This window comes from Aliagarivorans taiwanensis DSM 22990, assembly GCF_000429505.1.
Taxonomy (GTDB): Bacteria; Pseudomonadota; Gammaproteobacteria; order Enterobacterales; family Celerinatantimonadaceae; genus Aliagarivorans; species Aliagarivorans taiwanensis.
Genome location: NZ_AUBZ01000027.1, coordinates 24,468 through 39,533, shown reverse-complemented (window position 1 = coordinate 39,533; position 15,066 = coordinate 24,468). Strand labels below are relative to the sequence as shown.

The 15,066-nt window shown below is 52.6% G+C and carries 14 protein-coding genes and 1 pseudogene; 1 reads left to right on the top strand and 14 read right to left on the bottom strand.

What is annotated here, in order from left to right:
* Window position 1 precedes the first annotated feature (1 nt).
* The 14 genes from lpxB to rpsB all read right to left on the bottom strand — a co-directional run bounded on the left by lpxB (window position 2) and on the right by rpsB (window position 13,899).
* Complete coding sequence (gene lpxB / locus G462_RS0113655; protein ID WP_026959491.1) at window positions 2-1,147, bottom strand: lipid-A-disaccharide synthase; 1,146 nt, start codon at window positions 1,145-1,147, stop codon at window positions 2-4.
* 145 nt (window positions 1,148-1,292) lie between these two features.
* Window positions 1,293-2,081, bottom strand: a complete 789-nt coding sequence (gene lpxA / locus G462_RS0113650) for an acyl-ACP--UDP-N-acetylglucosamine O-acyltransferase (protein ID WP_026959490.1) — start codon at window positions 2,079-2,081, stop codon at window positions 1,293-1,295.
* 12 nt (window positions 2,082-2,093) lie between these two features.
* On the bottom strand, window positions 2,094-2,549 hold the full coding sequence (gene fabZ, locus G462_RS0113645; protein ID WP_026959489.1) for a 3-hydroxyacyl-ACP dehydratase FabZ: 456 nt from the start codon (window positions 2,547-2,549) through the stop codon (window positions 2,094-2,096).
* Between the two features lie 14 nt (window positions 2,550-2,563).
* The gene (gene lpxD, locus G462_RS0113640; protein WP_026959488.1) at window positions 2,564-3,592 is read right to left on the bottom strand and encodes a UDP-3-O-(3-hydroxymyristoyl)glucosamine N-acyltransferase; all 1,029 of its coding nucleotides are present in this window, start codon (window positions 3,590-3,592) and stop codon (window positions 2,564-2,566) included.
* Between the two features lies 1 nt (window position 3,593).
* Window positions 3,594-4,103 (bottom strand): OmpH/Skp family outer membrane protein, encoded by a 510-nt coding sequence (locus tag G462_RS0113635; protein ID WP_051326747.1) that lies wholly within the window; start codon window positions 4,101-4,103, stop codon window positions 3,594-3,596.
* Window positions 4,104-4,124: 21 nt separating this feature from the next.
* Window positions 4,125-6,560 (bottom strand): outer membrane protein assembly factor BamA, encoded by a 2,436-nt coding sequence (bamA, locus tag G462_RS0113630; RefSeq protein ID WP_026959486.1) that lies wholly within the window; start codon window positions 6,558-6,560, stop codon window positions 4,125-4,127.
* Between the two features lie 28 nt (window positions 6,561-6,588).
* Complete coding sequence (gene rseP / locus G462_RS0113625) at window positions 6,589-7,935, bottom strand: sigma E protease regulator RseP (protein WP_026959485.1); 1,347 nt, start codon at window positions 7,933-7,935, stop codon at window positions 6,589-6,591.
* The gene (ispC, locus tag G462_RS0113620; protein ID WP_026959484.1) at window positions 7,935-9,131 is read right to left on the bottom strand and encodes a 1-deoxy-D-xylulose-5-phosphate reductoisomerase; all 1,197 of its coding nucleotides are present in this window, start codon (window positions 9,129-9,131) and stop codon (window positions 7,935-7,937) included. Before ispC ends, rseP begins: the two co-directional genes overlap by 1 nt.
* Window position 9,132: 1 nt before the next feature.
* Window positions 9,133-9,975 (bottom strand): phosphatidate cytidylyltransferase, encoded by an 843-nt coding sequence (locus G462_RS0113615; RefSeq protein WP_026959483.1) that lies wholly within the window; start codon window positions 9,973-9,975, stop codon window positions 9,133-9,135.
* Complete coding sequence (locus G462_RS0113610; RefSeq protein WP_026959482.1) at window positions 9,968-10,759, bottom strand: undecaprenyl pyrophosphate synthase; 792 nt, start codon at window positions 10,757-10,759, stop codon at window positions 9,968-9,970. The genes G462_RS0113615 and G462_RS0113610 overlap by 8 nt, the downstream gene beginning before the upstream one ends.
* Window positions 10,760-10,823: 64 nt before the next feature.
* Entirely contained in the window at window positions 10,824-11,381 is a 558-nt protein-coding gene (frr, locus tag G462_RS0113605) for a ribosome recycling factor (RefSeq protein ID WP_026959481.1), read from the bottom strand.
* Window positions 11,382-11,402: 21 nt separating this feature from the next.
* On the bottom strand, window positions 11,403-12,137 hold the full coding sequence (pyrH, locus tag G462_RS0113600; protein ID WP_026959480.1) for a UMP kinase: 735 nt from the start codon (window positions 12,135-12,137) through the stop codon (window positions 11,403-11,405).
* A 77-nt stretch (window positions 12,138-12,214) separates the two neighbouring features.
* Window positions 12,215-13,063: a translation elongation factor Ts gene (tsf, locus tag G462_RS0113595; protein ID WP_026959479.1), complete on the bottom strand. Its 849-nt coding sequence runs from the start codon at window positions 13,061-13,063 to the stop codon at window positions 12,215-12,217.
* A gap of 98 nt (window positions 13,064-13,161) precedes the next feature.
* Window positions 13,162-13,899 (bottom strand): 30S ribosomal protein S2, encoded by a 738-nt coding sequence (gene rpsB, locus G462_RS0113590; RefSeq protein ID WP_026959478.1) that lies wholly within the window; start codon window positions 13,897-13,899, stop codon window positions 13,162-13,164.
* Between the two features lie 340 nt (window positions 13,900-14,239).
* On the opposite strand from rpsB, the pseudogene map reads away from it, so the two are divergent.
* Window positions 14,240-15,052: pseudogene (gene map / locus G462_RS0113585) on the top strand (type I methionyl aminopeptidase); the annotation flags it as partial.
* Window positions 15,053-15,066 lie beyond the last annotated feature (14 nt).

Sequence of the window (15,066 nt, the reverse complement as noted above, 5' to 3'; positions counted from 1 at the left end):
GCTACAGTAGCTCGGCAACCGCTGCGGCGGCGCGCTCATCGGCGTCGCGGCGGATGGTTTGATGCAGCTCCTCAAAGCGGGCCAAAAGCGCGCGGTTGTCCTGCTTAAACAGGTGCAACAACTCGGCGGAGAGCTGCTCCGGTGTGCAATCATCTTGGATATACTCCTGCACCAACATGTCGTCGGCCAGCAGGTTGGGCAGCGCAGCATACTTGGTTTTGACCAAACGCTTGCCAATCTCGTAGGTCAGGCGGTTAAAGCGGTAACCTACCACCATCGGCCGCTTCACCAGCATCGCCTCCAAGGTGGCGGTGCCCGATGCCAGCAACACCACATCGCTGGCCGCCATGGCATCACGCGCCTGACCATCGACCAAGGTCAGCGGTAAGTCCTTACCGAACTCTTCGACCAAGGCCTCAAACTGCTCGCGGCGACGGGCATTCACCAAGGGCACCACAATCTGCAAGTTCGGGATCTCAGCATGCAAACGCTTGGCAGCTTGCAGGTAAACCGGGCTTAATAGCCCAACTTCGGCGTTGCGACTGCCCGGCAGCAGCGCCAAGGTTGGCGCATCGCTGGTAAGCCCTAATTTGCCACGGGCATCTAGCTTGTCGCTATGCAGGGGGATCTGATCGGCCAGGGTGTGGCCAACAAACTCACAAGGCACATCGAAGCGGTCGTAGAAGGCTTTCTCAAAAGGTAGGAACACCAGCACCTTGTCGCAGCCGGCCTTGATCTTAAACACCCGTTTTTGCTTCCAGGCCCACACTGAAGGACTAACATAGTGGACGGTTTTAATGCCTGCAGCGTGCAGCTTGGCTTCGACCCCGAGGTTAAAATCCGGCGCATCGATACCGACAAACACGTCGGGGGGATAGTCCAGATAGTGCTGAATCGTGCTTCTGCGCACCTTGAGAATGCGTGGCAAGCGCCCCAATACCTCAACCAGCCCCATCACCGACAGCTCTTCCATATCGAACAGCGCTTCACAGCCTTCAGCCTTCATCAGCGGCCCAGCAATACCGCTAAAGCGGGCATTTGGGTAGCGCTTCTTTAGCGCCTTAATCAGACCTGCGCCAAGAATATCGCCAGAGACTTCTCCGGCAACCAGTGCAATATGGGGGCGATGTGACGATGAATGACTCAAGTTACGCTCCAAAGATGATTCAACAAAAGGGCTAGCTCGCCCCGAGGTTAGATGCGGAATACTAACATAGCCATCTGACCGGTAAGAGAAAATCAGGGATAAAAAAACCGGGCTAAAGCCCGGCTCTTTATCAGAAAAAGACCCGCTAGCGAACGATGCCGCGGCCGTTTTCCTTCAGGAAGTCTACAAACAGTTGAACTTCGCTGTGGGTCTTGGCCAGCACTTCAATCTCTTCGATGGCCTGCTCCAAGGTATTACCGCTGCGATACAGCACTTTGTAGGCATTGCGTACTGCACGAACCACATCTTTCGAGAAGCCACGACGCAACAAGCCTTCGGTATTAACCGCCACCGGGCGGGCATAGTTGCCCACAGCCATCACGTAAGGAGGCACGTCTTTGTTTACCGCAGCGCAGCCACCGACAAAGGCGTAAGAGCCAACTTTACCAAACTGGTGGATAGCTGCCTGGCCGCCGAAGATTACTGCATCGCCAATCTTCACATGACCCGCCAAGGTGGCGTTGTTAGCAAAGATACAGCCATCGCCAATCACACAATCGTGGGCGACGTGGGCGTTAATCATAAACAGGTTGTTGCTGCCGATCTTGGTCAGGCTCTTATCCTGAACCGTACCGCGGTGAATCGTCACGCTCTCACGGATGGTGTTGTTATCACCAATCTCGAGGAAGGTCTCTTCACCGGCGTATTTAAGATCCTGACAATCTTCGCCCACCGACGCGAACTGGAAGATCCGGTTGTTCTTGCCGATGGTGGTGCTGCCTTTGATGACAACGTGAGAGGCGATTTGAGTGCCCTCTCCAATCTTTACCTTACCGCGAATGATAGAGAAAGCGCCGACGCTCACATTCGCGCCAAACTCAACCTCACCTTCGATGATCGCGGTAGGGTGGATAGTCACAGTGTTATCTGTCATTCAGTGTTCCAATTACTTATAGGCGCGGCGGGCACACATAATTTCCGCCTCGCAGACGATCTCATCCTCGACCTTTGCAACACAGGCGAATTTGCCGATGCCACGGCGGTCGCGAAGTAAGGTCACCTCCATGTGCATTACATCGCCAGGTCCCACTGGCTTTTTGAAGCGCGCGTTATCAACGGCGGCAAAATAGTACAGCTCGTTGTCGGCCGGTTTGCTGGTTGATTTAAACGCCAGCAAGCCAGTACATTGCGCCATCGCTTCTAAGATTAACACGCCGGGAAAGACCGGTTGCTGCGGGAAGTGGCCGGTGAAGAACGGCTCGTTAAAGGTCACGTTCTTCACACCGAGCAGGCGTTTACCCGCTTCGAAATCCAGTACCCGATCCACTAGCAGAAACGGATAGCGATGGGGCAGAAGTTCGAGAATGTCCTGAATTTCTAAGCGATTTAATTCGTTACTCAAGGTGTTGTCCTAACTTAAGAATCCTGATCTCCGACCTGCTTTTTCTCAAGCGTGGTCAAACGCTTGTGCATGTCGTCCAATTTACCCAGTCGTGCGGTCAAGCGGCGCCACTCACGGTTGCCCATAGCAGGCATGCCGGATGAGTAGGTACCCGGCTCGGTGATCGACTTAACCACCATGGTATAGCCGGTGATGGTCACCTGATCGCAAATACTGATGTGGCCATTAATTCCCACATTGCCGCCAAGGATGCAATAGCGGCCGATAGTGGTTGAACCAGCCATCTGCACGCCACCGGCAATGGCTGTGCCCTCACCTATCTGGCAGTTATGGGCCATATGCACCTGATTATCGATAATCACATTGCTGGCGATGATGGTGTCATCGAGTGCGCCGCGGTCGATGGTCGTAGAGGCGCCAATCTCGACGCTATCGCCGATAATCACCGAGCCCAGCTGTGGGATCTTCACCCAGCGGCCGCGGTCGTTGGCGTAACCAAAGCCGTCTGAGCCGATCTCGGTGTTACTTTGCACCAAGCAGTTCGCGCCCAATTCAACGCCATGGTAAATGGTGACATTGGCCCATAGCTTGGTGCCATTGCCGAGCTTGGCACCTTGGCCAACCACACTACCGGCACCGACTTGCACGCCATCGCCAAGTACCGCATTGGCCTCAATCACTGCGTTAGCAGCGACACTGACGCCTTCTCCAAGCTGAGCACTGGGGTGGATCACCGCCGACTCGGCAATGCCTTCAGCGCAAGCGGGTGTGGTATCCATCAGCTGGGCAAGCTTGGCATACACAAGATACGGGTCGTCAGCCAACAGTACGTTGCCCGCAAACTCATCGGCTACAGCAGGGGCGAGGATCAGCGCAGAAGCCCGACACTGACTTAATTGGTCACGATATTTTGCACTGGTCATAAAACTAATATCGCCCTCACCAGACTTATCCAGCGGGGCGATACGGGAGATAAGCGCGCTGCCATCTCCCCGAAGTTCTAAGCCCAGCTGCTTGGCGATATCAGCTAAGCTAATTTGCATGTTACTTGGCCTTGGTCGCTTCTTGAATCACTTGCTCAGTCACGTCCAGTTTGTTGCTGAAGTAAGCAGTTGCATCTAAAGGTAGCACCAAATCGTAGCCGCCACTCTCTGCAACAGTAATAACGGCTGCTTCGATGATAGCCATCAACTTACCTTGCTCCTGCACGCTGCGCTTGCGGCGGTCTTCTTCGAAGTAGCCACGCGCTTGCTTGTACTGGTTGTCCAGAGATTGCAGTTTACGGTTCATCTGGATCATATCGGCTTCGCTCATCAGCGCAGCGTCACGCTCGCGCTTCTCGAGCAGGGCCTGTAGCTCGTCTTCCAGCTTACGGATCTCTTGAGCACGCGGCTCGAACTCATCACGAATGCGCTTGTCGCTCTCTTGGGCTTGTGGCATTTCCTGGAAAATTCTCTGAACATCAATCACAGCGACTTTGGTTTCAGCCTGTACGGCCAGGCTAGGGAAAACCAACGATGCGCCTAGCACCAGAGTAGAAATTAGTTTTTTCAAGAGATTGCTCCTAAATTCCAATTAGAATGTTTGTCCAATATTGAACGAGAATGTTTCTTTACGGTCACCCGCGTAATCTTTGATTGGCCAAGCCAGTGAGAACACCAATGGTCCCATCGGTGACAGCCATTGCAACGACACACCTGCCGAAGCACGAATTCGATCTGGAGAAGAATAGTCGCCGATTCGATCACAGTTGCGCAAGCAGTTCATGTTCTTATAGCGATCGTAGTCAAACTCGGTATCCCACACGGTACCAAAGTCCATAAAGGCCGTGGTACGTACCTGACGAATATAGGCTTCATCCAGGAATGGGGTAGGCAGAATCAGCTCCACCGAGCCCATGGCAATGGCGTTACCGCCCACCGAGTTCTCGGAACCGATAATGGTATCTTGACCTTGGCCACCATCAACATAGATACCTTTCGGTCCCACTGTGTTAGAACGGAAGCCACGCAGGGTGGAGTAACCACCGCCGTAGAAGTTTTCGAAGAACGGCAGGATGTGGTCGCTGCCGTCAATCTTGCCATAGCCGTTACCGTAGCCCACCCGGCCTTTCAGCATGATCACGTAGTCATGGTTGCGGGTGATCGGGAAGAAATGGCGGCTCTCGAAGTTCGACTTGTAGTACTGAACGTCGGAGCCCGGTACCGTAATCTTGGTCGAGAAGCTCTGCGATGAACCCGACGATGGGAACATCGAACGGTTGAGCGCGTTGCGGTTCCAACCAATGGTCACATCCAAAGACTCGAAGGTACGTGAGTTATCATCGCTACCGTTACTAGCATGCAGCTCCCAGAAATCTTGGATCTGCTCGTAGGCTTCCAGCTGAGAGATCTTGTTCTGCTCAACACCCAAACTAAAGCTCAGGCGGTTGTTCTCGTTAACCGGGAAGCCCAAGGTGCCACGCAGGCCGATGGTTTTGTTGTTGTAGTCCACCAGATCCGCGTTAGATGCTTCGAAATCGGTGTAGTACAAACGGCCACCGAAGCTCACCCCATCTTTGGTGAAGTAAGGGTCGGTGTAGTTGATATCAAAGTTTTTCGAGTACTTGTTCGTACTTACGTTGATACCGGCGCGGTTACCAGACCCCAAGAAGTTATCTTGCTGCACACCGGCTGACAGGCTCAGGCCCGATTCAGTACCGTAGCCCACACCGGCGTTGAACGAGCCAGAAGGCTGCTCTTTCACACTGAAGTTAACATCCACCTCGTCGTCAGTGCCCGGCAAACGCACGGTTTCCACATCAACGGTTTCAAAGAAGCCAAGACGGTTTAGACGGGTACGACTCTGCTCCAGCAAACGACTGGAAAGCCACGTGCCTTCCATCTGACGCATCTCACGGCGCAGTACTTCGTCTTTGGTAATCACATTACCGCTGAAGTTGATTCGACGCACATACACACGAGCACCCGGCTCGATATTGATGTTCATCTTCACGGTGCGGTCTTCATCGTTAATCTCAGGGAAGACCTGAACTTGTGGGTAGGCATAGCCGTAGCGGCCCAAGAACTGCGCGAGCAAGTCTTCGGTTTCAGTCACCTTCTGGCCGCTGTAGGTCTCACCCGGAATCAGGGTGACCAGCGCTTCCATCTCTTCGGCTTTGTCCAGCAGGTTGCCGCTTAGCTCCACCTCACTGATGCTGTAAACCTCGCCTTCGTTGAGGTTTAGCGTGATGTAGATGCCCTTGCGATCTGGAGTAAGCGAGACTTGAGTGGACTCCACCTGGAAGCGCACATAGCCGCGGTCGAAGTAGAAGCTGTTGATGGTCTCAATGTCGGCCGCCAGCTTTTGCTTCTGGTACTTCTTATCGCCCAGTACGTTCCACCAGGCTACGCTGTCGGTCAGGCTCATACGCTTGATGAGCTCACCGGCAGAGAAGTCTTGGTTGCCGATGATGTTGATCTGCTCAATCTCGGCGGAGATACCTTCTTGGAAGTTAAAGCGCAGATCTACCCGATTACGCGGCAACGGGGTGACGATTGCTTTTACCCGAGCGCTGTACTTACCCACGCTGTAGTAGAAATCTTCCAGGCTCTTTTCAATGTTCTGGATGTTGGTTTTATCCAGCGGCTCACCGATGCGGATACCCGAGGCGGTCAGCGACTCTTCCAGTTGCTCAGACTTGATGTCTTTGTTGCCCGAGAAACTGATGTTACTGATGGTGGGTCGCTCCACAACGCGGAATACCACCGCATCGCCATCGCGAAATACCTGTACATCTTCATAGTTACCGCTGGCATAAAGCTGTTTGATGCTGTCGATAATATCCTTGCTATCCACATCATCGCCAACCCGTAGTGGGATCTGCAACAGCGCGGCACCGAGAGATACCCGCTGCAAGCCTTCAACACGAATGTCTGCTACTTCAAACTCCGCAAGACTGGCATCGTTCGCAACCGCCGTACCGGTCATGCATGCCAGAATAACCCCGGCAAGAACCTGCTTTTTAAACATAAAAAACGAAATATTCCTAATTATATTGTTATAAGCGCATTACGTCGTTGACCACGGCAAGCACCATTAGGCCCATTACCAGTGCGGCTCCCAGCCGATACGCAAAATCCTGAACTCGTTCCGAAACCGGCTTACCAGTCGCTACTTCAACAGCGAAAAACAGCAGGTGCCCACCATCGAGCACAGGTAGAGGAAACAAGTTAATAATCCCTAAATTAACACTTACTAAAGCAACAAATCCGAGGAAATACACCAGCCCATAGTCGGCGGTGGCGCCAGCCCCTTTGGCGATAGAGATCGGCCCGCTAAGGTTATCCAAAGACACCACGCCTGTCACCAACTTGCCAATCATCGAGACGGTCAGTGTGGTCAGCTGCCAGGTTCGCTCGACGGCTTTGCCCAAGCTATCAAACAATCCGTACTGAATGTTGAGCTTGTACTCTTCCGGGTAGCTTCCAGCGGTGGGCGCAATACCCACGTAACCTTGTAGCTCGCCGTTAACCTCACGGGCACCCGGCCGTACGCTGATGTTAAGCAGCTGCGCACCTCGTTTGACTGTGAAATCAAGCGTTTGTTCTGGGCTGGCTTGAATAATTTCGACAAACTGCGGCCAACTGGCCAATTGTTCGCCGTCAATGCTCAGCAATTCATCTCCGACTTGAATGCCGGCCTGCTCAGCCGCGTCGCCTTTGACCACTTGGGCGGTGATAAGCTCCACCTCTGGGCGGAACGGTAACAGGCCCAGGGCCTGCAAGGGGCTTTGCTGATCGTTGAGCTCCCACGTTTGGCTATCCAAGGTCACTTGCTTAAGGCGCTGATTGCTGTCGCGTACCTCAAGGCGGATCTCTGACTGGCCTACCGACTCAACCAGCGCCAAGTTAACCGCTTCCCAATCGATGGTCTCTTGACCATCGACGGTGATGATTTGATCGCCCACTTGCAAGCTCGAGCGCGCAGCAATCGACTCAGCCGCCAGCTCACCGATCACCGGTTTGACGCTGGGGACACCAATCATAAAGGTCAGCCAGAACGCAAAGATAGCCAGCAGGAAGTTGGCGATAGGGCCGGCTGCGACGATGGCGCTGCGCTTGCCTACGCTTTTTGAGGTGAAGGCTTGCTGCTTGAGCTCGGCTGGGACTTCTTCGACCCGCTCATCGAGCATCTTAACGTAGCCACCGAGGGGGATCATTGCGACCACATATTCAGTGCCGTCTTTGCCCATCCGACGCCATAGCGCCTTACCGAATCCAATGGAGAAGCGTTCAACCTTCACTCCACAGCGGCGGGCAACCCAAAAGTGACCGAACTCATGAACGGTAACCAAAATTCCCAGGGTTATGACGAAAAACATCGCGTTCCATAACGCTTCAGCCATTACACTCTTCCTACTAACTGAGCAGCCGTTGCCCGTACCTGTTGGTCTAGCTCCAACAACGCTTCAATCGAATCTTGTTGAACACCGCTTGGAATGCGCTCCAAACACTGCTCTACGATCTGCGAAATCTGTAAATATTCCAGCTGCCCCGACAAAAATGCCGCCACAGCAATCTCATTGGCCGCGTTCAAGGTCGTGGTCGCGGCTTGGCTATGGTAACAGGCGTCGATGGCAAGCTTCAAACAAGGATAACGAGAGAAGTCCGGCGCTAAGAAACTAAGTTCGCCCAACTTCACAAAATCCAAGGGCTCCACCGAGGTAGGTACCCGCTCTGGATAAGCCATGGCATAGGCGATAGGCGTTGCCATATCCGGCTGGCCAAGCTGTGCCAGCACCGAGCCATCGCAGTATTGCACCATCGAGTGGATGATCGATTGTGGGTGTATAACCACTTCAATCTGCCCACGCTGGGTATTAAATAAGTGCTTGGCCTCAATGTACTCAAGGCCTTTGTTCATCATGGTGGCCGAGTCCACCGAGATCTTCTGTCCCATCGACCAATTTGGGTGGGCGCAGGCTTGAGCCGGGGTCACCGCGCTAAGCTGCTCTACCGGGGTGTAACGAAACGGTCCGCCAGAGCCGGTTAACAACACCTTGCTGACACCGTTTGCAGCCAAGTCGCAATAGCCGAGCTGGGCTTGGATCGCTTCCGGCATACATTGGTAGATGGCGTTGTGCTCACTATCCACCGGCATAATCGTCGCACCACTGCGTCGCGCCTGCTCCATCAACAGGCTGCCACTCATCACTAAAGATTCTTTGTTGGCCAGCAACACGGTTTTACCGGCTTTAACTGCCGCCATGGTGGAGTGCAGTCCCGCCGCGCTAACGATCGCCGCCATCACTAAGTCAACCTCGGCCGCCTGCGCAAGCTGATTGATCTCGGCCTGCCCGCGAACCTGCTCACAGCTAAGGCTAATGGCTGACAATGCACCCGCCAGCTGCTCACTGGCATCTGCATCAGCCATCGCCACAAAGCGCGGGCTAAACTCACGACACAGTTCAAGCATGGCCTGATGGTTGCGGCCACCAACCAGCCCAAAGACAGAAAAGTTGTCAGGGTTATCCCTGACAACTTTTAGGGTACTGGTACCAATGGAGCCGGTGGCGCCAAGGATTAACAGCTGCTTGGCCATACTACATCCACATCACATAGCAAAAGGCGAATACCGGCATAGCAGCGGTCAAGCTATCGATACGATCAAGCAGGCCGCCATGACCGGGTAGCAGGCTGCCGCTGTCTTTAATGCCCGCTTGACGCTTAAACATGCTCTCAACCAGATCGCCAATCACCGAGGCAATCACGGTGAGTGCGCTGGCCAGTGAGAACAAGGCCACTTTGTCGCCCGCTAGATCGAGATATAACAAGGCAACCACGTTCACTAAACCGGCAACCAGCAAGCCGCCCAGCAAGCCCTCAATGGTTTTCTTGGGGCTAACGTTCGGCGCCAGCTTGTGCTTACCAAAGCGTTTGCCTGCAAAATAGGCGCCGCTATCAGCAGCCCATACCAAGGCCAACACATAGCACACCCAGATGCCACCATTGATGTGGTTGTCTGGGTCTAAATCGCGCAGGTAGAGCATCGACCAGTAGAATGGCAACAACACCAACAGGCCAGCGACTAACTTAAACCAACGCATATCCTTCCAGCGCTTAGCGCTATCAGGGTAGCCACGCATCAGCAGCACACTACCGAGCCACCACAGCAGGCCGGCGCTTAAAATTGCCACGAACAATGGATTAGCAGCAAAGCCGCTTAAGGGGATGAGCCACACACTGGCACTGAGAACAAGCGTAAAGCTGGCGAAGCTTAGTACACGGCTGCCGTTATCCGGAGCCACAATACGCGCCCACTCACGAGCTGCCAGTAACACCACGCCGCCTAGGGCTAGAGCAAAGCTAAAGGTCGGAAGCAAAAAAATCGCCGCCAGGGCGATGGGGGCCAAAATCAGGGCGGTGGCGATGCGTTGTTTAAGCAAAATTTTCCTCGTTCATACTATTACTTATAAGCAGCTTGCGTACTTGCTCCCCTGTACAGCCAAAGCGGCGTTCTCGCTGCACATAGCACGCCAGTGCGGCAGCGAATGCTTGCTCGTCAAAATCGGGCCAAAGGACGTCACTGAAGAATAGTTCTGCGTAAGCCATCTGCCATAGCAAGAAGTTACTGATGCGCTTCTCTCCGCCGGTGCGGATCAGCAGATCGATATCAGCAACCGACTCAGCGGCAATCTGTTGGTTCAGGGCTTGCTCGTCGATATCGCTGGCTTGCAGCGTTCCTTCGGCAACTTGTTGTGCAAGCTGCTGAGCGGCTTGGGCAATGTCCCAGCGGCCGCCGTAGTTGGCAGCAATATTTAGGATCAGGCCGTCGTTGTCGGCAGTCATCTGTTCTGCTGCCTGAATGCGCTGACGTAGCTTATCACTAAAGCGTGAGGTGTCACCGACTATCCGCAGGCGGACATTGTTGTTTTTCAGCTTTTTGACTTCTCGCTGCAAAACACTCAGGAAAAGGTTCATTAAACTTGACACCTCCTCCTCCGGGCGGCGCCAGTTTTCACTGCTGAATGCAAACAAGGTTAAGCTCTTGAGCTCAAGTTGCGTCGCTAAACTCACGACCTTACGGACTGCTTTCACCCCTGCCTGGTGACCCAAAACCCGCAACTTACCACGCTGCTGAGCCCAGCGACCGTTGCCGTCCATGATGATGGCGACATGCTGTGGAAGAGCATCTTTTACTGCTTTTATCTGCTCCAGACTCGAACTCATATTTCCCATGTCCATATAAAAAAGCCGTGTAAAGCTACACGGCTAGATAACATCTATGCGTTGCTTAAACTTCTAGCAGCTCTTCTTCTTTGGCTGCCAGCATTTCGTCAACTTTCTTCACCGCTGCATCGGTGATCTTCTGAATGTCATCCTGTGCGCGACGATCTTCATCTTCGCTGATTTCTTTTTCTTTTAATAGCTCTTTCACGTCACTGTTAGCGTCGCGTCGAATATTACGAATCGCTACGCGACCTTGCTCAGCTTCACCGCGTACAACCTTGATTAGGTCGCGACGACGTTCTTCGGTCAGCGGAGGCAGAGGAATGCGAATAACGTTACCCGCAGACATTGGGTTTAGGCCCAAATCAGAGCTCATGATCGCTTTCTCAACAGCCTGAATCGCAGAGTTGTCGAATACGGTCACAGTCAGGGTACGTGAGTCTTCAGTAGACACGTTACCCACCTGGTTTAGCGGAGTGTTAGTACCGTAGTAAGGAACCATAATGCCGTTTAGCAGGCTTGGGTGGGCACGACCGGTGCGCACTTTGCTCATTTGGTTCTTCAGCGCTTCCAGGCTCTTGTCCATGCGCTGCTTAGCATCTAGTTTGATATCTTCAATCACGTTGGGATCCCTTAGTTTTAGTTATGCGTCAATGTGATGAATGGTGGTGCCTTCAGACGCGCCCATAACCACGTTCTTCAGAGCACCCGGCTTATTCATGTTGAATACACGAATTGGCAGGTTGTGGTCACGCGCCAAGGTAAAGGCGGCCAAGTCCATCACTTTTAATTCTTTTTCGAGTACTTCCTGGTAATCCAGTTCACTGTACAGGGTCGCATTCGGGTCTTTTACCGGATCGGCGCTGAATACACCGTCGACTTTGGTGCCTTTGAACACCGCGTCCGCTTCAATCTCAATGCCGCGCAAGCAAGCAGCAGAGTCGGTGGTAAAGAAAGGATTACCGGTACCTGCTGAGAAAATCACAACCCGGCCAGACTTGAGGTTACTGATCGCCTCGGCCCAGTTGTAGGAATCACATACGCCATTCAATTCGATGGCTGACATTAGTCGCGCATTGACGAAGTTACGGTGCAGGGAATCACGCATTGCCAGACCGTTCATCACGGTCGCCAACATGCCCATGTGGTCGCCAACAACGCGGTTCATACCCGCTTTGGCCAGACCTTCACCCCTGAACAGGTTACCACCACCGATAACCAGGCCCACTTGAACACCTAGTTCAACCAGTTCTTTGATCTCTAGAGCCATGCGGTCAAGCACTTTAGGGTCGATACCAAAGCCTTCTTCACCCATTAGGGCTTCACCAGACAATTTGAGGAGGATACGACGATAGGCAGGTTTAGGAGTGATACTCATATTAATATGCGTCTCTTTAGTGTAACGAATACAAGAAAGGTTGCGGCATGATACCGCAACCTGGGGTGCAACAAAAATTACTTTTTAGATGCTTCGATCTGCGCCGCAACTTCAGCAGCGAAATCTTCTTCTTTCTTCTCAATACCTTCGCCAACTTCCAGGCGAATGAAGCCAGCTACAGTTGCGCCTTTCTCTTTCAAGATAGCGCCAACAGTTTTCTTAGGCTCCATGATGAATGCTTGGCCAGTCAGAGAGATTTCGCCGGTGAATTTCTTCATACGGCCGGTAACCATTTTCTCTGCGATTTCAGCTGGCTTGCCTTCGTTCATGGCAATCTCGATTTGCAGCTTCTTCTCTTTCTCTACAACGTCCGCTGGAACGTCTTCTGGAGACAGATACTCTGGCTTAGAAGCAGCAACGTGCATAGCAACGTGCTTCAGAGTTTCTGCATCAGCTTCACCGGTTACTGCTACACCGATGCGCTCACCGTGGCGGTAAGAAGCAATGCTTGCACCGTCTAGGTATTCAACGCGACGGATTGAGATGTTCTCACCGATTTTAGCAACCAGTTGAACACGCTCTTCTTCGAACTTCTCTTTCAGAGTTTCGATGTCGGTTTTCGCTTCAGCAGCTGCAGCAGCTACTTTCTCTGCGAATGCAGTGAAGTTAGCATCTTTGGCTACGAAGTCAGTTTGGCAGTTAACTTCTAGCAGAGCCGCAAAACCTTCACCTTGTTTGATGATGATTGCGCCTTCAGCAGCGATGTTACCTGCTTTTTTAGCTGCTTTCGCCGCACCGCTCTTACGCATGTTCTCAATAGCCAGCTCGATGTCGCCATTGGTTTCGGTAAGGGCTTTTTTACAATCCATCATGCCTGCGCCGGTACGATCGCGCAGTTCTTTTACTAGGGCAGCAGTAATTGCCATTTGTTCAATCCTCGAATTTTAGGGATAAAACTCAGGGGGCGAAATTGCCCCCTGCTAATCACTAAGCGTTAGCTTAAGTAAAGGGCGTTACGCGCGTATTACTCAGCAGCCGCTTCTTCTACAAAGCCGTCTTCTTCGGCTTGTACTACGATGTCTTCTTGACGACCTTCGATTACGTTGTCAGCAGCAGCTTCCAAGTAAAGTTTGATCGCACGGATCGCATCATCGTTACCAGGGATAACGTAGTCTACGCCGTCTGGAGAAGAGTTAGTATCAACAACAGAAATAACCGGGATACCCAGGTTGTTTGCTTCTTTAATAGCGATGTGCTCGTGCTCTGCGTCGATTACGAACAGAACGTCAGGAAGACCGCCCATGTTTTTGATACCGCCAAGGCTCTTCTCAAGCTTTTCCATTTCGCGAGTACGCATCAGCGCCTCTTTCTTGGTCAGCTTCTCGAAAGTACCGTCTTCGCTTTGCGCTTCCAGATCTTTCAGACGTTTGATTGACTGACGAACGGTTTTCCAGTTAGTCAGCATACCACCCAACCAGCGGTGGTTTACGTAGAATTGGTCAGAACGGATAGCGGCTTGCTTAACTGCTTCACCTGCTGCGCGCTTGGTACCTACGAACAGTACTTTGCCTTTCTTAGCAGCAACTTTGCTCAGCACGCCCATTGCGTCGTTGAACAAAGGAACAGTTTTTTCCAAGTTGATGATATGAACTTTGTTGCGAGCACCGAAGATGAACGGCTTCATCTTTGGGTTCCAGTAACGGGTTTGGTGACCGAAGTGGACACCCGCTTTAAGCATATCGCGCATCGATACGTTTGCCATTTTGAATTCCTCTATTGGGGTTAGGCCTCCACGTACCCCATTTGCCGACCAAGCTAAACTTGGCACCCCGGCTCATGTGACGGCACGTGTGTGTGTTTAATTAAGTTTGTTGTGACCAGATAGGTCTAGCCGCTTACACAACTGAGAGCCCACAGGACACGGCGCGCTTTATACCATAATTCGCCTAGCGGATAAAGCAAAAACCACAAACAGAAAAGTCATGCGAAGCGTCAACTCTAAAGGCCACCCGACCAATAAAACCGGGGGATTGCGCGGCAAGCCTACAACTTAGCTACGCCTTGGGTTACACTGAGCGGCTTAAACCAAGCACCTTACTCAACTATTTGTAGAATCCATGAGCGTAAAGATTAAAAATTCTGAGCAGATCGAAGGTATGCGCATCGCTGGCAAACTGGCCGCGGACGTGCTCGATATGATCACCCCTTTCGTCAAAGCCGGTGTTAGCACCGAAGAGCTAAACCAGCGCTGTCATGACTACATCGTGAATGAGCAAGGTGCCATTCCAGCGCCGCTGAACTATCACGGCTTCCCTAAGTCGATCTGTACCTCGATTAACGAGGTGGTTTGTCACGGTATCCCCTCTGAGAACGAGATCCTCAAAGATGGCGATATCATGAACATCGACGTTACCGTGATTAAAGACGGCTTCTATGGCGATACCTCCAAGATGTTCTTGGTGGGTGCTGCCAATGCGCAAGACAAGCTACTCTGCCGAGTCACCCAAGAGGCGCTATATCAGGGTATCCGCGCAGTGAAGCCGGGCGCAAAAATCAAAGACATCGGCGCTGCCATTCAAAAGTACCTGAAAAAGGGCAACTACCGCTACGGCATCGTAGAGAACTTCTGTGGCCACGGCATTGGCGAGAGCTTCCACGAAGAGCCGCAAGTGATGCACTGCCGTAACTTCGACAACACCCCGATCCAAGCGGGCATGTGCTTTACCATCGAGCCGATGATCAACCAAGGCAAGAAAGGCAACAAGGTTGATGAGGACGATGGCTGGACCGCCCGCACCATCGACGGCAAGAACTCAGCTCAGTGGGAACACACCCTGCTGGTCACCGATACCGGGGTAGAAGTTCTGACACTGCGTGACGAAGAAGACTTCCCACGCGTAATCACCCACAGCTAATCCCTACAGGTCTC